General features: G+C 60.0%; 19 protein-coding genes. 7 read left to right on the top strand and 12 right to left on the bottom strand.

All coding sequences use genetic code 11. The features are described from left to right. Positions 1 to 47: 47 nt before the first annotated feature. Genes QZQ97_RS15555 through QZQ97_RS15545 form a run of 3 tightly spaced genes read left to right on the top strand, consistent with a single transcriptional unit; the run spans position 48 to position 3,294 of the window. The gene (locus tag QZQ97_RS15555) at positions 48 to 1,019 is read left to right on the top strand and encodes an HlyD family secretion protein (RefSeq protein WP_311994204.1); all 972 of its coding nucleotides are present in this window, start codon (positions 48 to 50) and stop codon (positions 1,017 to 1,019) included. Continuing rightward, positions 1,001 to 2,155, top strand: coding sequence for an ABC transporter permease (locus QZQ97_RS15550; protein ID WP_311994203.1), 1,155 nt, complete (start codon positions 1,001 to 1,003; stop codon positions 2,153 to 2,155). The genes QZQ97_RS15555 and QZQ97_RS15550 overlap by 19 nt, the downstream gene beginning before the upstream one ends. Further along, entirely contained in the window at positions 2,152 to 3,294 is a 1,143-nt protein-coding gene (locus tag QZQ97_RS15545) for an ABC transporter permease (protein ID WP_311994202.1), read from the top strand. The genes QZQ97_RS15550 and QZQ97_RS15545 overlap by 4 nt, the downstream gene beginning before the upstream one ends. Positions 3,295 to 3,904: 610 nt before the next feature. Here the strand turns inward: QZQ97_RS15545 and QZQ97_RS15540 are convergent. Further along, positions 3,905 to 4,783: a U32 family peptidase gene (locus QZQ97_RS15540; RefSeq protein WP_311994201.1), complete on the bottom strand. Its 879-nt coding sequence runs from the start codon at positions 4,781 to 4,783 to the stop codon at positions 3,905 to 3,907. Between the two features lie 11 nt (positions 4,784 to 4,794). Then, positions 4,795 to 5,790, bottom strand: coding sequence for a ubiquinone anaerobic biosynthesis protein UbiU (gene ubiU, locus QZQ97_RS15535; protein ID WP_311994200.1), 996 nt, complete (start codon positions 5,788 to 5,790; stop codon positions 4,795 to 4,797). Between the two features lie 226 nt (positions 5,791 to 6,016). Here ubiU and ubiT point away from each other — a divergent pair, with 226 nt between their 5' ends. Then, a complete protein-coding gene (gene ubiT / locus QZQ97_RS15530; RefSeq protein ID WP_062791109.1) occupies positions 6,017 to 6,538 on the top strand; it encodes a ubiquinone anaerobic biosynthesis accessory factor UbiT in 522 nt (173 codons plus the stop codon). Further along, positions 6,532 to 7,035 carry a GNAT family N-acetyltransferase gene (locus QZQ97_RS15525; protein WP_311994199.1) on the top strand — a complete coding sequence of 168 codons (504 nt, stop codon included), beginning with the start codon at positions 6,532 to 6,534 and terminating at the stop codon, positions 7,033 to 7,035. The genes ubiT and QZQ97_RS15525 overlap by 7 nt, the downstream gene beginning before the upstream one ends. Here QZQ97_RS15525 and QZQ97_RS15520 read toward each other — a convergent pair. Beyond that, entirely contained in the window at positions 7,022 to 7,324 is a 303-nt protein-coding gene (locus tag QZQ97_RS15520) for a GIY-YIG nuclease family protein (protein WP_311994198.1), read from the bottom strand. The genes QZQ97_RS15525 and QZQ97_RS15520 overlap by 14 nt on opposite strands. 84 nt (positions 7,325 to 7,408) lie before the next feature. On the opposite strand from QZQ97_RS15520, the gene QZQ97_RS15515 reads away from it, so the two are divergent. Together QZQ97_RS15515 and QZQ97_RS15510 are read left to right on the top strand one after the other, a co-directional pair. Beyond that, positions 7,409 to 7,843 (top strand): YhbP family protein, encoded by a 435-nt coding sequence (locus QZQ97_RS15515; RefSeq protein ID WP_311994197.1) that lies wholly within the window; start codon positions 7,409 to 7,411, stop codon positions 7,841 to 7,843. Positions 7,844 to 7,890: 47 nt separating this feature from the next. Beyond that, positions 7,891 to 8,529 (top strand): NAD(P)H-binding protein, encoded by a 639-nt coding sequence (locus QZQ97_RS15510; RefSeq protein WP_311994196.1) that lies wholly within the window; start codon positions 7,891 to 7,893, stop codon positions 8,527 to 8,529. Here the strand turns inward: QZQ97_RS15510 and phnP are convergent. From phnP to phnH, 9 genes are all read right to left on the bottom strand, one after another. Next, the gene (gene phnP, locus QZQ97_RS15505) at positions 8,480 to 9,262 is read right to left on the bottom strand and encodes a phosphonate metabolism protein PhnP (RefSeq protein WP_311994195.1); all 783 of its coding nucleotides are present in this window, start codon (positions 9,260 to 9,262) and stop codon (positions 8,480 to 8,482) included. The genes QZQ97_RS15510 and phnP overlap by 50 nt on opposite strands. 150 nt (positions 9,263 to 9,412) lie before the next feature. Next, on the bottom strand, positions 9,413 to 10,015 hold the full coding sequence (locus QZQ97_RS15500; protein WP_311994194.1) for a DapH/DapD/GlmU-related protein: 603 nt from the start codon (positions 10,013 to 10,015) through the stop codon (positions 9,413 to 9,415). Continuing rightward, positions 10,012 to 10,581 carry a ribose 1,5-bisphosphokinase gene (phnN, locus tag QZQ97_RS15495; protein ID WP_311994193.1) on the bottom strand — a complete coding sequence of 190 codons (570 nt, stop codon included), beginning with the start codon at positions 10,579 to 10,581 and terminating at the stop codon, positions 10,012 to 10,014. Before phnN ends, QZQ97_RS15500 begins: the two co-directional genes overlap by 4 nt. Continuing rightward, a complete protein-coding gene (gene phnM / locus QZQ97_RS15490; protein ID WP_311994192.1) occupies positions 10,581 to 11,717 on the bottom strand; it encodes an alpha-D-ribose 1-methylphosphonate 5-triphosphate diphosphatase in 1,137 nt (378 codons plus the stop codon). Before phnM ends, phnN begins: the two co-directional genes overlap by 1 nt. After that, positions 11,717 to 12,421: a phosphonate C-P lyase system protein PhnL gene (gene phnL, locus QZQ97_RS15485; RefSeq protein ID WP_311994191.1), complete on the bottom strand. Its 705-nt coding sequence runs from the start codon at positions 12,419 to 12,421 to the stop codon at positions 11,717 to 11,719. The genes phnM and phnL overlap by 1 nt, the downstream gene beginning before the upstream one ends. Positions 12,422 to 12,436: 15 nt before the next feature. Beyond that, entirely contained in the window at positions 12,437 to 13,225 is a 789-nt protein-coding gene (gene phnK, locus QZQ97_RS15480) for a phosphonate C-P lyase system protein PhnK (protein WP_311994190.1), read from the bottom strand. Next, a complete protein-coding gene (locus QZQ97_RS15475) occupies positions 13,225 to 14,085 on the bottom strand; it encodes an alpha-D-ribose 1-methylphosphonate 5-phosphate C-P-lyase PhnJ (RefSeq protein ID WP_004952938.1) in 861 nt (286 codons plus the stop codon). Before QZQ97_RS15475 ends, phnK begins: the two co-directional genes overlap by 1 nt. Further along, positions 14,078 to 15,163, bottom strand: a complete 1,086-nt coding sequence (locus QZQ97_RS15470; protein ID WP_062791095.1) for a carbon-phosphorus lyase complex subunit PhnI — start codon at positions 15,161 to 15,163, stop codon at positions 14,078 to 14,080. The genes QZQ97_RS15475 and QZQ97_RS15470 overlap by 8 nt, the downstream gene beginning before the upstream one ends. Continuing rightward, positions 15,163 to 15,744, bottom strand: coding sequence for a phosphonate C-P lyase system protein PhnH (gene phnH / locus QZQ97_RS15465; RefSeq protein WP_311994189.1), 582 nt, complete (start codon positions 15,742 to 15,744; stop codon positions 15,163 to 15,165). The genes QZQ97_RS15470 and phnH overlap by 1 nt, the downstream gene beginning before the upstream one ends. Positions 15,745 to 15,747 lie beyond the last annotated feature (3 nt).

Below are 15,747 nucleotides of genomic sequence, written 5' to 3'. Positions count from 1 at the left end.
GATATAACGATACCCGCCCGCCGCTTACCGTTTCGAGAGTCGACACAATGAAAAAAAAGACGCTGTTTACCCTGTTGTTGATGGTGGTGGCGATCGCTCTGGCGGTCTTGTTCCGCGCGCATAATCAGGATCTGCTGTTGCAGGGCGAAGTTGACGCTCCGGAGGTGATCGTGGCCTCCAAGGCCAAGGGGCGGGTGATCGAGCGCCTGGTGGAGCGCGGCGACGACGTAAAGGGTGGGCAGGCGATGATTCAGCTCGATAGCCCGGAACTGATGGCGCAGCTGCGTTCTGCACAGGCGACGCGCGATGAGGCCAAAGCGCAGCTTGATCAGTCGCTGCATGGCACACGTGAAGAGAGCATCCGCAATCTGCGCGCCAGCCTGGCGCAGGCCGAGGCGGAATACCGCAATGCGCAGAATGATTACAATCGCAACCTGAGCGTAGCCGGCAAAGGCTATATCTCGAAGTCCGAACTGGACAGCTCGCGCCGTTCGCGCGATACCGCGTTCCAACAGGTGCAGGCGGCCAAGGCCAACCTGGACGAAGGCATCAACGGCGATCGCGTCGAGCTGCGTCAGCAATATGCGGCGGCGCTGCGCGCGGCGGAAGAGAATCTGCTGGAAGTGAAAGCCCAGACCGACGATCTGCGAGTTTTAGCGCCGGTGGATGGCGAAGTGGGGCCGATTCCGGCGGAAGTGGGCGAACTGCTGAACGCCGGCAGCCCGCTGCTGACGCTGATCCGCGTACCGGACGCCTACTTCGTGTTCAACCTGCGTGAAGACATCCTGGCGCATGTGCGCAAGGGCGACAAGGTCAAGCTGCGGGTGCCGGCGTTGAAAGACAAAATGATCGACACCGAGGTGCGCTACATCGCGCCGCTGGGGGACTACGCCACCAAACGCGCCACCCGCGCCACCGGTGATTTCGATCTGAAAACCTTCGAGGTGCGTCTGTATCCGTCACAGCCGGTGGACGGCCTGCGTCCAGGGATGAGCAGCTTATGGCAATGGAAAGAGTAAGGGCCGGTTGGCGCTGCTTCAGTCACGCGTTTGACAACGAGTGCCGCACCGCCTTCCGCAGCCCGGTGGTGCACTGGCTGAGCTGGATCTTTCCGCTGATATTGTTCGGGCTGATCAGCAGCAACTTTTCCGAAGGTACGCTGCTCGATCTGCCGGTGTCGGTGGTGGACAGCGATCACAGCCCGCTTTCCAAATCGCTGACGCGCCGCCTGGACGCCGGTTCGCACGCCCACGTCGAGGCTTACTCCGGCGGGTTGCCGGAGTCGCTGCATCGCCTGCGCAGCGCACAGGATTACGCGCTGCTCTACGTGCCGCCGGATTTCGAAGCCAACGCGCTGGCGGGCAAGCAGCCGAGCGTGGTGATGTATTACAACGCGCTGTTTTACGGCGCCGGGCTGTATTCCACCCAGGACTTCAGCGGCCTGATGAACGAAATCAACGCCAGCTACCGCAGCATCATCGCCGGCGAGATGGGCAAAACGCTGCCGCCGCTGGCGGACGTCACGCTGTCCTACGGCAGCCTGTTCAACGCCAGCGGCAGCTATATCTATTACCAACAGTTTGGCGCCACTATCCATCTGCTGCAGCTGTTCGTGGTGACCTGCATGATCTACGTGCTGGCGCGCAGCAAGTCGCTGCTGAAGGCCAGACCCTTCAGCCTGGCGCTGCTCGGCAAGCTGGCACCCTATACCCTGTGTTTTACCAGCCTGCTGATGGTGGAGATCGCTGCGCTGGTAGGCATTTTCGATGCCAGAGTCAGCGGCAACCCACTGTTTATGCTGCTGATTGGCTTCTTCTATGTGATGGCGGCGCAGAGCATCGGCCTGCTGTTGTTCACCTTTACCGGCAGTATTATTACCGCCTACAGCCTGATCGGGATCCTGGTGAGTATCGCGCTGACCTTTTCCGGCATGGCGGTGCCGGAGCTGTCGATGCCGTTGCCGGCGCGCATCATCTCCAATATAGAGCCGCTGACTCATGCGCTGTACGCGATGTTCGACGTGTTTCTGCGGCAGGTGCCGGCCAGCGCCATCTTCAGCGTGTGCGCGCTGTTATCGATTTATCCGCTGGTGACGGCGCTGTTGGTGCGTAAACGGCTGCTGGTGCGGCTGCTGAAAGAAGGGGGCGCGGGATGAAGCTTTATTGGCAAACCTTCGTTCGGGTGCTGCTCGGCATGCTGGAGCGGCCGATGTGGCTGATGCTGATCCTGTCGTTGTGCATCATGAGCATGGTGTACGCCAACCGCACGGTATGGGATCTGCCGGTGGGGGTGGTCGATCAGGATCACAGTACCGCCAGCCGCCAGCTGATCCGCCAGTTGGACGCCACCTCCAAGATCGCCATTGAAACCTACGACAGCCTGGAGCAGGCGCAGCGCGATCTCGGCTGGCGCAAGCTGTTCGCGGTGATCATCATGCCGGTGGATCTGGAGAAGAAGATCCTCAGCGGGCAGAATATCGTGGTGCCGGTGTACGGCGACGCCACCAACCGCCTGGCCAACGGCCAGATCCAGCAGGACGTGGTGGCGGCCTATCAGCAGTTGCTGGGCGACTACAACAACGGGCTGCTGCTGCGCAGCGGTTTCAGCGAACGCCAGGCGCAGGTGATCATGACGCCGATACTGGGTCAGACGCTGGACGTGTTCAACCCCGGCATCAGCTTTGCGGCTATCATCTTTCCCGGCCTGTTGGTGATGTTGTTACAGCATTCGCTGTTGATCGCCTGCATCCGCGTCAGCATCGCCATGAAGAACCTGCCCGGCGGCAAAGCGCCGTTTGCGGCGCATCTGGGCGGGCTGACGGCGCTGCTGCCTATTTGGCTGTTCCTGTCGATCGTGCTGTTCGTGTTGTGGCCCTGGGTGTTGGGTTACCGCCAGACGGCGGGCATCCCGGAAATCCTGCTGCTGACCTTCCCGTTCCTGCTGGCGGTGCTGGGGTTGGGCAAGCTGGTGACCGAGTGCCTGCGCAGCGTCGAGATGATCTACCTGACGCTGGCGTTTATCACCACGCCGATATTCTACCTGTCGGGCACCATCTGGCCGTTGCAGGCGATGCCGGGCTGGGTGCGGGCAATCTCTTACTGCATCCCCTCCACCTGGGCCACCAAGGCGGTTGCCGGCGTTAACCAGATGGGGCTGTCGCTGAATGAAGTGTGGGGCGACGTAGTGATGCTGTTGGTGCTGGGGATCATTTATACCCTGCTGGGCTTTGGCGTAGGCTTCATGCGTAACAGCGTGGCGCTGCGCAGCCTGTTTCGTAAGCGACGGGAGTCCTGATTGAGCAAGGCGCCGCATGTGGCGCCTTTATTTTTTATTAACAGACTTATTTAATTAATCGATTAACGATTATATATTAGTTATATGATTTAAATTTTTTATTCATTCGAATAGTTATTATTATTTTTTATTTTAATTATTAATTGATTTGCTTCTCCATTACCGATAAAACGGTTTGTTGCCTGGCAGTGATTACCATTATCATGGTGAACGAAAGGGAAGGGAGAGGAACGGAAAAGGCTATTTTTTACGGGTAATGCTAGTAATATCAATAGTAAGTTTCATCGGTAATCGCTCATTTATATTACTTTTTAAGTTTTAAAAATAGGTAATGATTATGGGGGCAGGTAAGTTCGCCAAGTGTTTTGCTACTTTTATCGGGCTGATGATAACCATGCAGTTGCTTTATCACCCGGTATTAATTGCTGGTTCCCCAAGAGAACATGTAGCGAATGCGGTTATCGCTGTTTTTATGGGGTTGGGCGTCAGAAGTTTTTGCCTGATGTGCGTGAGTTTTTATCATTGGTACAACGGAAAGTAATGCGATTTAACGTGAACAAATAAGATGCCGGCAGCGGAGAAGTTACCGGCATCCCTTTGAGTTATCCCGCTACTGCACCAGCTCCAACCCCGCTACCCGGCGCCAGTAACCGTTACAGTCGGCTTTATCGACCAAAGCCAGCGGTTGCGTACCCTGTTCGTTGGCGCGGAAGCTGTCGATCAGCGTCAACGTTTCTGCGCTCTGCGGCGAAAGGCGTACGATATCCACCAGCCCCTGCATGCTTTGCAACTCATTGCCGAGGTTATAGCAGTAGCCGCTCATCGTCTGGATGCCGTTGAGCACAAACACCTGCTGTTCCTCCTGTGAACGCATCATCCGCCCCTGCGGGTAGTGGATGCAGCAGGTTTCGCACTCGTCCTTGCCACGGTTCTCCGAGCGGGCGGTGAAGCAGCGTGCCGAATAGGCCAGCGGCAGGTGGCCATAACTCAAGACTTCCACTTCGAACTGATGGCGGAAACCCAACTCGTTGCACTGCGCCAGCAGATTGGCCAGCCAGTCGCGCGACAGCTCGACCGGCATGCACCAGCGGACCATGCCCTGGCGGTGCAGCAGGCGCAGGGTATAGGCGTTGTAGCAATTCAACGCATGCCCGGCGACGAACGGCAGGCCGCGTTCCGCCGCCATGTTCACCGTGCCCAGATCGTTGGCTTCGATCAGAAACTCGCCATTCTCCACATAGCGTTTCAGTTCGTTCAGTTCCGACGGCGCTTGCAGCAACGCCAGAGTGGAAATCACCACCTGTTTGCCGCTGCGGGCGATCTCCTGCGCCAACGTCAGCCAGTCGCCCACCTTCATTTCGCGCCGCTTGGTGCAGACGCTCTCGCCGAGGTAAATAATCTCCGCGCTGCTGTTCACCGCCTGCCGGTAGAACTCCTCAATCTCGGTTTTCGGCCAGTAGTACAGCACCGAGCCTAATGCGTATTTCATGGTTTCTCCTGCTACTGCCATTTGCGGTGATAGGCGCCGAGCGTGGTTTGCGTGCCTTCGGACATCGCGCCGAGTGCTTCCATCCAGCCTGCTTCGGTCTGATAGGTGGCTGGGTCGGCCTGGCAGCGATCTATCGCCTGGCGCCAGATGCGCGCCACCTGGCTGACATACGCCGGGCTGCGCTGGCGTCCTTCAATCTTCACCGAAGCGATATTGGCGGCCAGCAATTCCGGCAACAGCTCCAGCGTGTTCAGGCTGGTGGGTTCTTCCAGCGCGTGATAACGCACGTCGTCCACTCGATAACGCCCTTTGCACAACGTCGGATAACTGGCGTTTTCATCGTCCCGATAACGGTCGATCAGCACGTCGTTCAGGCGCGATTCCATGCCCTGTGCGGTTTGCTGCCAGCGCACGAAGCGCGCCGGGGAGCAGGCGCCGACGGTATTCGGCGATTCGCCGGTCAGGTAGGAAGAGAGGTAGCAGCGCCCTTCGGCCATGATGCACAGGCTACCGAAAGCGAACACTTCCAGCGGCACCGGGCTGGTGCGCGCCAGCTGTTTGACCTGATGCATCGACAGCACGCGCGGCAGCACGACACGGCTGACGTCGAAATGGCGTTGATAAAAGCGGATCGCCTCTTCGTTGGTGGCGGAAGCTTGTACCGAGACATGGCGTTCCAGCTGCGGGTAACGTTCGGCGGCGTATTCCAGCATCGCCAAATCGGCCAGGATCAGTACGTCCGCACCCAGTTGCGCTGCCATGTCCACCGCTCGTTGCCAGCGGCCATAGCCGTCCGGGTGGGCGAAGGTGTTGATGGCGATATGCAGTTTGCGGCGGTGCCGATGCACGTACTCGACCGCTTCCTGCAGCTTTTTCTCGGTGAAGTTGAGGCCGGCAAAGTGGCGCGCGTTGGTATCGTCTTTCAGGCCGATGTACACGGCGTCTGCGCCGTTATCCACCGCGGCTTTCAAGGCCGGAAGGTTACCGGCGGGACAAAGCAGCTCCATAGATTTATCCTGGTTAACAAGGGCTGTCGCGGCGGTATTCAACCGGCGAGCGCCCATAGGGGAAGCAATTTTAGTGAAAGCAGGGCGAACAGGTTTTGATTTGAGGCAGCTTCTGGCGTATTGATAAAGCTGGCGGCGAAATGCACTATTTGTTGATATAGACCGCTTCAGGCGCGCGCCGATGTGGCAAAATAGCGCTAGTCTGTGTTGAAAGGAGTGAACGACAGTGTTGGAACAACTACGAGCACGCATTGTGCGCCAAGGGCCGTCGCTGCTGCGCGTACCGCTAAAATTCACGCCGTTTGCCTTGCAACGGCAGCTTCTGGAACAGGTGTTGGGCTGGCAATTCCGCCAGGCGTTGGCGGATGGCGATTTGGCTTTTCTCGAATCGCGCTGGTTAAAGATCGAAGTTCGCGATCTGGCGCTACACTGGTTTATGACGGTAGAAAACGACAAACTGGTTGTCAGCCACCACGCCGAAGCTGATGTCAGCTTCAGCGGCGACGCCAACGATCTGATTCTGATCGCTGCGCGCAAGCAAGATCCCGATACGCTGTTCTTTCAGCGTCGGCTGCAGATTGAAGGGGACACCGAATTGGGCCTGTATGTAAAAAATCTGATGGACGCCATCGAGCTGGAAGCCATGCCTGCGCCGTTGCGCATTGGCCTGCTGCAACTGGCCGAGTTTGTGGAAGCAGGATTGCAGGAGGGCACGGCGCAGACTTCCCGTGTGCCGGTAGCATGCTGATCCGCGTAGAAATTCCGGTAGATGCGGCGGGGATTGATGCCTTGCTGCGCCGCGCCTTTGGGCGAGATGACGAGGCCGATCTGGTGCAGCAACTGCGCGAAGACGGCCTGTTGACCCTGGGCATTGTCGCCACCGACGACGAAGGCGGCGTGGTGGGGTATGCCGCCTTCAGCCCGGTCGATGTTGCCGGAGAAGACCGGCAGTGGGTCGGTCTGGCACCGCTGGCGGTGGATGAAAGCCTGCGTCGCCAGGGGCTGGGCGAAAAGCTGATTTACGAAGGGCTGGATTCCCTGAACGAGTTCAGTTACGCGGCAGTGGTGGTGCTGGGCGATCCGGCTTACTACGGCCGTTTCGGCTTTAAACCGGCCGCTGCCTATGGCCTGCGTTGCCGCTGGCCGGGTGCCGAAGCCGCGTTCCAGGTTTATCCGCTGGCGGAAGACGCCCTGAACGACATCAGCGGGGCGGTCGAATACTCCGAGCCGTTTAACCGGTTTTAACCTCAGCGTTCGGCAGTAAATAATCCAACGAAAGCGGCGGGTGACTCACCAGCCGCTCTTTTTGTATTTTGCTCAGCTGCTTCACCCGATATTCCAGCTTCAACGCCGTTGAGCGATCCCCCACCCGGCAGTGAAACGCCAGAGTCAGTTCCCCCTTTCCCCGCAACGCCTTGGCACCTTTGCCCGCCTGGTGCTGCGTCAGCCGCCGTACTACGTCGGTAGTGATGCCGGTATACAGCATGCCGTTCGGCAAACGCAGCATATAGAGGTACCAGAAATTATCAGTCATTTATAAGTCGGGTTATGTTGTGACGGGCAGATTACATTACCATATCATTTATTATCCGCTGAACCCGTCGACAGAGAGATCTCAATGCACCAGTCAGACGATCTGGAACACATCCGCCATTTCCTCGGCAAGCAACATGTGCTGACGCTGTGCGCCGGCAACGGTATGGACATGTGGTGCGCCAACTGTTTTTACGTGTTTGACGCCGAGCAGATGGCGCTGTGGTTGATGACCGAAACCCACACTCGCCACGGCGAGCTGATGCTGCAAAATGCCAGTGTGGTAGGCACTATTGCGCCAAAGCCAAAGACCATCGCGCTGATCCGCGGCGTGCAGTATCGTGCAGAAGCGGTGATGCTGAGCGGCGATGAAGAGGCACAGGCGCGCGCCCGTTACTGCAAGCGTTTCCCGATTGCCAAAGTGATGAAAGCGCCGGTGTGGCAGCTGAATTTGCAGGAAGTGAAGATGACCGACAATACCCTGGGATTTGGTAAAAAGCTGCATTGGACGCGGGCCTGAGTGCAACAAACTATACTTTTCAGAGTCATCAATCGGCGGGAGAGTCTATGGCACGGATATTAATCGTAGGGGCCACCGGGCTGGTGGGCAGCGAGCTGTTGCAACTGTTGCAAGGCGATCCGCAGGTGACGGCGATTGTGGCACCGACGCGCCAACCGCTGCCCCCAAACGAAAAAACAGATAACCCGGTGGGCGAGGATCTGTTCGCGTTGCTGAGCGGTCTGCAGCAGCCAGTCGATATTATTTTCTGTTGCTTGGGCACTACCCGTAAAGTGGCCGGCAGCGATGCCAATTTCCGCTATGTCGATTATCAGTTAGTCGTCGAAAGCGCTCTGACCGGGCGGCGGCTGGGGGCGCAGCATTGTCTGGTCGTCAGCGCGGTGGGGGCTAACCCGCGTTCATCATTCCTCTATAACCGCACCAAAGGCGAAATGGAGCAGGCACTGCGTGAGCAGAACTGGCCACGCCTGACGCTGGTGCGACCATCGATGTTGCTCGGGGATCGCCCATCGCCGCGTTTACTGGAGCACCTCACCGCACCGTTGTTCAAACTGCTGCCGGGCAAGTGGCGCTCGGTTGCGGCCAAGGACGTGGCGCAAACCCTGCTGGAGCAGGCGTTCAGCCCCGGCAGCGGCGTTAGGGTGCTGGAGTCCGACCAACTGCATCGCTATGGCAACGTACACTGAGATTATCGAAAGCCAGTTCCAGGCCCGGCGGCAGTTCGTTGTCCATCAGCCATAAATCGAGATGATGGCTGATATGCGTCAGCAGCGTGCGGCCGGGCTGCAAACGTTGTTGTGTTTCCTGAGCGCGGGTCAGATCGTTATGATTGCGCGGCGCCTGGGGTTGTGGCGGCAGGCTGCAATCGAGCACCAGCAGATCCAGCGTTATTTTGCGCAGGAAAGCCTCGGTGTCCGGCGGCAGGCCGACGGTATCGGTCAGATAGGCCAGCGCGTAGCCTTCTGTCTGGACCAAATAACCCAACGTCGGTTTGGAATGTTGCAACGGCAGCGGGGTGATATGCAGCCCGCCCAATTCAATCCTTTCGAAGGGAGTTAACGGCGGTTGAAACGCCAGAATACCGGGGTGTTTAAACAGATCGTCGCAGCCTTGATCATCCGCCGGGCCGTACACCGGAATGAAATTTCCGCACCCCCAGCGCAAAGGAAATAGCCCCTGAACATGATCCATGTGGTAATGTGTCAGTAAAAAACGTTGAATTTCCCCCGCCGAAAAGCGCCGTTCCAGCGACGGCAATCCCGCATCCAGCAAGGTCGTTTCCCCCTGAAATTTGAGCATCGCACTGCATGGCCGCCGCCGGAATGCCGGTTCGCGCCGCGCCCGCTGGCACACCAGGCAATCACAACCGAAAACCGGGATCTGCTGGGCGCCGCCGGTGCCGAGAAACGTCAATTGCATGAGTTGCTCCTTTACCCTTCGCCTTTCACGCCGTAGCGTTGTTGGCTACATACGCGCACCTCAGTCACTTACTTGAGTAAGCTCCTGAGGATTCACGCATTTGCCGCCTGGCTGCAACGCGAAATTCATTGGGTAAGATTAATAAGGGTTTTAAAGATACTTCTCCGCAAAGGCGTTGATATCACGGAAATCCGCCAGTCGTTCCTGCAATGTCTGATGATCCCAGTGCCACCACTGGCTGCGTTCAATGCGTTCTATCAAGGCATCGTCAAAGCGCATGCCGATCTTTTTAGCCGCCACCCCGGCGACGATCGCATAAGGCTCGACGTTTTTGGTCACCACCGCCGCGCTGCCGATCACCGCGCCGTTGCCGACGCTCACGCCAGGCATCAGGATGGCGTTATGGCCGATCCACACGTCGTGGCCGACGGTAACGTGGTGCTCGCGCCGCCAGTCGAAGAAGGCCTCGTCATCGTCCCCCAGACCGTATTCGGAAGCGCGGTAGGTGAAGTGGTGCTGGGCGATGCGCTGGTAGGTCGGGTGGTTGCCGGGATTGATGCGCGCGTAAGAGGCGATCGACACAAACTTGCCGAGGGTGGCGTAAAAAATCTGGTTGTGCCCGGCGGTATAGGAATAGTCGCCCATTTCCACTTCTTCGAGGATCGCATCGTCGGCCAGATGCACGTACCGACCGATCCGGGTGCGGTTAAGGATCACGTTGTCGCCGATTCTCGGTTGTGCAAAATCGTTCATTGTGTGGCGTCCTGGGGGTGTTTGGTTGAAGCCGGTAACAGCGCCAGCAGCGCCGTCAGGGTGTCTTGCAGATCGCCATCGTTCGCCAGCAGGCGGCAACCGGCGGGCAGTCTTTGCTGGTATTCTGCCGCCCGCGCCAGCCGTTGTTCGATTTGCGCGGCGTCTTCACGCCCGCGGTTTTGCAGGCGTTGGCGCAGAACCTCGCTGTTGACCTGCAGGCAGACCGGCAACAGCTGCGCACCGTAGCGCTGCTGCGCCTGCGGCAGGTGGGCGCGCGAACCGTTGACCACCACGTCGATCCCTTGCAACAGCCAAAGATCTACCTCGATCCCAAACGCGTAATGGTGCTGGTGCGCCTGCCAGTCGAGAGCGAACAACCCCTTGGCGCGGCGGCGCAGAAACTCAGGTTCGCTGAGCGCAATATGGTTTTCGCAGCCGGCATCCGCCGGCCGGGTGATATAACGGTGCGCCACCAGCGGCGCACTGTCGGCATCGGCCCTAAGCTGCGCAAGCAGGCTGTCTTTGCCGGAGCCGGACGGCCCCATCAAATAGATAAGCTGCGCCATCAGAACACCTGCTTACCCTGGCGCCAGACGTTCTGCACGTAGATGTGCTCGCCGTGCGGCCGCGCCAACACCAGATCCGCCCGCAGCCCCTCGGCGATGGAGCCGCGATCGTGCAGATCCAGCGCCTTCGCCGGGTTGCTGGTGATCATCTGCACCGCCTGCGGCAGGCCGTAGCCGTTACGTTCGTCGGCCGCAATGCGGAATGCCGCATCCAGCAGGCTGGCCGGGTAATAGTCGGAAGACAGAATATCCAACACACCCAGCGCCGCCAGATGGTGCGCCGCCACGTTGCCGGAATGGGAGCCGCCGCGCACGATGTTCGGTGCGCCCATCAGCACCTGCAACCCCTGCCGGTGCGAGGCGCGGGCGGCGTCCTCGGTGGTCGGGAACTCCGCAATCGCGCTGCCCAGTGCGCAGGACTCGGCCACGTGCTCGGCGGTGGCGTCGTCGTGGCTGGCGAGAGAAATCTTGCGCGCCCGGCAGTGGGCGGCGATCGCCTCGCGGTTCGGCGTGGCCCAGCGGGCGGAAAGCCCGATCTGCTGCTCTTCGTACTCGCTCATCTGTTGGTCATTGAGATGATATTTACCCTGATAATACTCACGGTATTTTTCACGCGAGGCGAACTGGCGCTGGCCCGGAGAGTGGTCCATCAGCGACACCAGCGATACCCCCGGTTTATCCATCAACTGCTCGAACAGCGGCAGGGTGCTCTCGTTCGGCAGCTCGCAGCGCAGGTGCAGCCGATGCTCGGCGCGGTTGACCCCGGCGCGCTGGCTGTGGATCACCGCGTCGATCATTTTTTGCAGGTTCTCCAGCCGGTGGCCGCCGTCGCGCACGTCACCGATCGCCACCGCGTCCAGCACGGTGGTGATGCCGTTGGCGACCATCAGCGCATCATGGCTGCTCATCGCCGAATGCGCCGGCCAGTCGACGTTCGGGCGCGGGGTGAAAAACTTGTCCAGATTGTCGGTGTGCAGCTCAATCAGCCCCGGCAGCAGCCAGCCGCCTTCACCGTTCAGCGCCTGCGGCAGCTGGCTCGGCGTATCGGCGAAGCTGCGGATCACGCCGTCGTTAATCTCCAGCGAACCCTCGACAATCTGGTCTGCCAGCACCAGTTTCACGTTATTGATGATCATCAGAAGATCTCCAGCGCCTGGGGCGCTTGCATGTCGTATAACCGGTCTGCGACCTGTTGGCGAACGCCTTCGTCATGGAAAATGCCGACGATCGCTGCGCCGCGTTGCTTGGCCTGTTCTATCAGGCCGACCACCGCCGCGCTGTTGCGGCTGTCGAGCGAGGCGGTCGGTTCGTCGAGCAGCAAAATCGGGTAGTCGACAATGAAGCCGCGCGCGATATTCACCCGCTGCTGTTCACCGCCGGAGAACGTAGAGGGTGCCAACTGCCACAGGCGCTGCGGCACGTTGAGCTGGTTGAGCAGCGTCTCGGCGCGCTCGCGGCATTCGGCACGGTCGACGCCCTGCTCCAACAGCGGTTGCATCACCACGTCCAGCGCGCTGATACGCGGGATCACCCGCAGAAACTGGCTGACCCAGCCGAGGGTGTGGCGACGGACCGCCAGGATCTGGCGCGCTTCGGCCTGCACCATGTCCAGCCATTCGCCCTGATGATTGACCCAGATATGGCCGCTGTCGGGCAGGTAGTTGGCGTACAGCGAGCGCAGCAGGGTGGATTTACCGCTGCCGGAGTGGCCATGCAGCACCACGCATTCGCCGCTGCCGACCGTCATGTTGGCGTCGTGCAACACCGGCAGGCGCGTGCCGTGCTGCTGGTGGAGCACGAAGGTTTTGCTCAGGTGTTCAACCCGGATTTGAATCGTCATTGTTATCCCCTCGTATTACGACAGCACTGAAGAAACCAGCAGCTGGGTATAAGGATGGTGCGGATCGTCCAGCACCCGGTCGGTCAGGCCGCTTTCCACCACCTGGCCCTCTTTCATCACCAGCAGCCGGTGCGCCAGCAGGCGCGCCACGCCCAGATCGTGGGTGACGATCACTGCCGCCAACTGCATTTCCACCACCAGATTGCGCAGCAGATCGAGCAATCGCGCTTGCACCGAGACGTCCAGCCCGCCGGTCGGCTCGTCCATAAACACCAGTTTCGGGTGGGTCACCAGATTGCGGGCGATCTGCAGCCGTTGCTGCATGCCGCCGGAGAAGGTGGTCGGCAGATCGTCAAGGCGCGATACCGGGATCTCCACGTCCTCCAGCCACTGGGCAGCCTGCCGGCGGATGTCGCCGTAGTGACGCTGGCCGATGGCCATCAGCCGTTCGCCGATGTTGCCGCCGGCGGACACCTTGGGCCGCAGCCCGTCGAGCGGGTGCTGATGTACTACGCCCCAGTCGGTGCGCAGCAGGCGGCGGCGATCGCTCTCCGCCATCGCGTACAGGTCGTGCTGTTGCCCGGCCTGCGGGCGATAGAGGATCTGCCCGTGCTGCGGCGCCAGCCGTGCGGAGATGGATTTCAGCAACGTGGTTTTACCGGAACCGGATTCGCCGACGATGCCCAGCACTTCACCGGGGTAGATATCGAAAGAGACATCGCTAAAACCTTTGCCCGGCGCGTACAAATGGGTGAGGTTGGCCACCGACAACAGCGGCGTGGTGCTCAGGGGGTGGGAAATCATCAGTGCTGCGCCTCTTGCGAAGGTTGCGCCAGCTGCTGCCGGCAGTAGTCGGTGTCAGAGCAGACGAACATGCGGTTGCCCTGGTCGTCGAGCACCACCTCATCCAGATAGCTGTGGCGCGAGCCGCACAGCGCGCAGGGCTCATCCCACTTTTGCACGCTGAACGGATGGTCGTCGAAGTCCAGGCTTTCCACCTTGGTGAACGGCGGCAGGGCGTAGATGCGCTTCTCGCGCCCGGCGCCAAACAGCTGCAGCGCCGGCATCATGTGCATTTTCGGGTTATCGAATTTCGGGATCGGCGAAGGGTCCATCACGTAACGATCGTTGACCTTCACCGGATAGGCGTAGGTGGTGGCGATATGGCCGTAGCGTGCAATGTCCTCGTACAACTTCACCTGCATCACGCCGTACTCTTCCAGCGCGTGCATTTTGCGGGTCTCGGTTTCACGCGGTTCAATAAAGCGCAGCGGCTCCGGGATCGGCACCTGATAAATCAGGATCTGGTCTTCGTGCAGTGCCGTTTCCGGAATGCGGTGCCGGGTCTGGATCAGCGTCGCTTCCGGCGTGCGTTCGGTGGTGGCTACCCCGGCAACGCGCTGGAAGAAGCGGCGAATGGACACCGCGTTGGTGGTGTCGTCGGCGCCCTGGTCGATCACCTTCAGCACGTCGGCGCGGCCAATCACGCTGGCGGTCAGCTGAATGCCGCCGGTGCCCCAGCCGTAAGGCATCGGCATCTCGCGGCCGCCGAACGGCACCTGATAACCGGGGATCGCCACGGCTTTGAGGATGGCGCGACGGATCATGCGTTTGGTTTGCTCGTCGAGATAGCCAAGGTTATAGCCGGTCAATACTTCACTCATTGCGGGCCTCCTGACGCTCGCTGAACTCCTGTCGCAGGCGCTTGAGCAGCTCCAGTTCGGCCTGGAAGTCAACGTAGTGCGGCAGTTTGAGGTGGGAAACGAAGCCGGCGGCTTCCACGTTGTCGGCATGGGCCAGCACGAACTCTTCGTCCTGTGCTGGGCTGGCGACGCCTTCCTGGTACTCGGGGCTTTGCAGTGCGCGGTCCACCAGCGCCATGCTCATCGCTTTACGCTCGGCGCGGCCAAACACCAGGCCATAACCGCGGGTGAAGTGCGGCGGCCGGTCTTCCGGGTCGACAAAACCGTTGACCATTTCGCATTCGGTCAGCAGGATTTCGCCGATATCTACCGCGAAACCCAGCTCTTCAGGCACAATCTCCAGCGAAACGTAACCGGTACGGATCTCGCCGGCGAACGGGTGGGTGCGGCCGTAACCGCGCTGGGTGGAGTAGCTCAGCGCCAGCAGGAAACCTTCGTCACCGCGCACCAGCTGTTGCAGCCGCGCCGAGCGTGAACAAGGGTAAACCGGCGGGTTGCGGGTGATGTCGTCCGGCACGCTGCCGTCGTCGCGTTCCGCCAGCGCCAATTGTTGTTGGCTGAGCAAATCAAACACGTGGGCGCAATTTTCCGGCAGGGGTTCGTCGGCCTGCGGCGCGCGCGGTGCTTCACCTTCCGCCAACAGGGCAAAATCCAACAGCCGGTGGGTGTAATCGTAGGTTGGGCCCAGCACCTGCCCGCCGGGCAAATCCTTGTAAACCGCCGAGATACGGCGTTCCAGCCGCATGTTTTCGGTTGCCAGCGGTTCGCTGACCGCCAGACGCGGCAAGGTGGTGCGGTAGGCGCGCAGCAGGAAAATCGCCTCGACCAGATCGCCGCTCGCCTGCTTGATGGCCAGCGCGGCCAGTTCGGGATCGTAAATACCGCCTTCGGTCATCACCCGATCCACCGCCAGCCCCAGCTGTTGTTCAATCTGCCGGATGCCGAGTGCCGGCACGCTGTCGTCGCCGCGCCGCAGCTGTTCCTGTAACTGATGGGCGGCCTCAATGGCTTTTTCGCCCCCTTTAACGGCTACGTACATCAGCACACCTCCACGCGGGTGGTCCGCGGCAGCGCCAGCAGGCGATCGCCACAGGTCAGCAAAATATCCAGCCCCAGCGGAAAGCGCAGCGGGCGGTTAATGAGAAAATCCAGCAGCGCCGGCGGCAACTGCGGTGAAATAATTCGTTGATGTTCGATGCCAGGGCCGGTCAGCCGCAGCGGGGTGCCTTGTTCCAGCCCATTGAGTTGCACGATGACCGTGGCGCCGAATTCCGGCGAGATTTCGCTGCCGTGTGGCAGCGCCAGCAAATCGGCGGTCTGCAACTGCGTATCGAACAGGGCAAAACACACTTCTTCAGGCTGGGCTGCCAATGGCGCACCGCTGTGGAAGCGAATGTTTGTTAGCACTTGCTCACTTTTAAAGGCTTCACACAGCTGGATCGGGGTTTCCTGATCCGCCAGCGTCAGCAACGCGGCGGTGCTGGCCGCGTTCAGTGCGCCCCAGGCCGGGCCACCTTGCAGCGTGACGGTATGACCCGGTTCGCTTAATGCCTTGAGGATCAAGCGGAAAGCGTGCTGCGATTGTTCTATCGGCTGTTCAAATCCGGTTAACAGGCTCATCGG

It is taken from the genome of Serratia sp. root2, assembly GCF_031931805.1.
Classification (GTDB): Bacteria; Pseudomonadota; Gammaproteobacteria; order Enterobacterales; family Enterobacteriaceae; genus Serratia; species Serratia inhibens.
The sequence above is the reverse complement of the archived record's forward strand: the minus strand, read 5'-3'. Positions and strand labels throughout refer to the sequence as shown.

Coding starts and splice junctions, on each gene's coding strand:
- QZQ97_RS15540 (WP_311994201.1), bottom strand. CDS start 4,783: ATGAAATACGCATTAGGCTCGGTGCTGTACTACTGGCCGAAAACCGAG.
- QZQ97_RS15510 (WP_311994196.1), top strand. CDS start 7,891: ATGGCACGGATATTAATCGTAGGGGCCACCGGGCTGGTGGGCAGCGAG.
- phnN (WP_311994193.1), bottom strand. CDS start 10,581: ATGGCGCAGCTTATCTATTTGATGGGGCCGTCCGGCTCCGGCAAAGAC.
- QZQ97_RS15500 (WP_311994194.1), bottom strand. CDS start 10,015: ATGAACGATTTTGCACAACCGAGAATCGGCGACAACGTGATCCTTAAC.
- ubiU (WP_311994200.1), bottom strand. CDS start 5,790: ATGGAGCTGCTTTGTCCCGCCGGTAACCTTCCGGCCTTGAAAGCCGCG.
- phnP (WP_311994195.1), bottom strand. CDS start 9,262: ATGCAATTGACGTTTCTCGGCACCGGCGGCGCCCAGCAGATCCCGGTT.
- QZQ97_RS15550 (WP_311994203.1), top strand. CDS start 1,001: ATGGCAATGGAAAGAGTAAGGGCCGGTTGGCGCTGCTTCAGTCACGCG.
- QZQ97_RS15520 (WP_311994198.1), bottom strand. CDS start 7,324: ATGACTGATAATTTCTGGTACCTCTATATGCTGCGTTTGCCGAACGGC.
- QZQ97_RS15525 (WP_311994199.1), top strand. CDS start 6,532: ATGCTGATCCGCGTAGAAATTCCGGTAGATGCGGCGGGGATTGATGCC.
- phnL (WP_311994191.1), bottom strand. CDS start 12,421: ATGACGATTCAAATCCGGGTTGAACACCTGAGCAAAACCTTCGTGCTC.
- QZQ97_RS15545 (WP_311994202.1), top strand. CDS start 2,152: ATGAAGCTTTATTGGCAAACCTTCGTTCGGGTGCTGCTCGGCATGCTG.
- phnH (WP_311994189.1), bottom strand. CDS start 15,744: ATGAGCCTGTTAACCGGATTTGAACAGCCGATAGAACAATCGCAGCAC.
- phnK (WP_311994190.1), bottom strand. CDS start 13,225: ATGATTTCCCACCCCCTGAGCACCACGCCGCTGTTGTCGGTGGCCAAC.
- phnM (WP_311994192.1), bottom strand. CDS start 11,717: ATGATCATCAATAACGTGAAACTGGTGCTGGCAGACCAGATTGTCGAG.
- QZQ97_RS15475 (WP_004952938.1), bottom strand. CDS start 14,085: ATGAGTGAAGTATTGACCGGCTATAACCTTGGCTATCTCGACGAGCAA.
- QZQ97_RS15515 (WP_311994197.1), top strand. CDS start 7,409: ATGCACCAGTCAGACGATCTGGAACACATCCGCCATTTCCTCGGCAAG.
- QZQ97_RS15470 (WP_062791095.1), bottom strand. CDS start 15,163: ATGTACGTAGCCGTTAAAGGGGGCGAAAAAGCCATTGAGGCCGCCCAT.
- QZQ97_RS15555 (WP_311994204.1), top strand. CDS start 48: ATGAAAAAAAAGACGCTGTTTACCCTGTTGTTGATGGTGGTGGCGATC.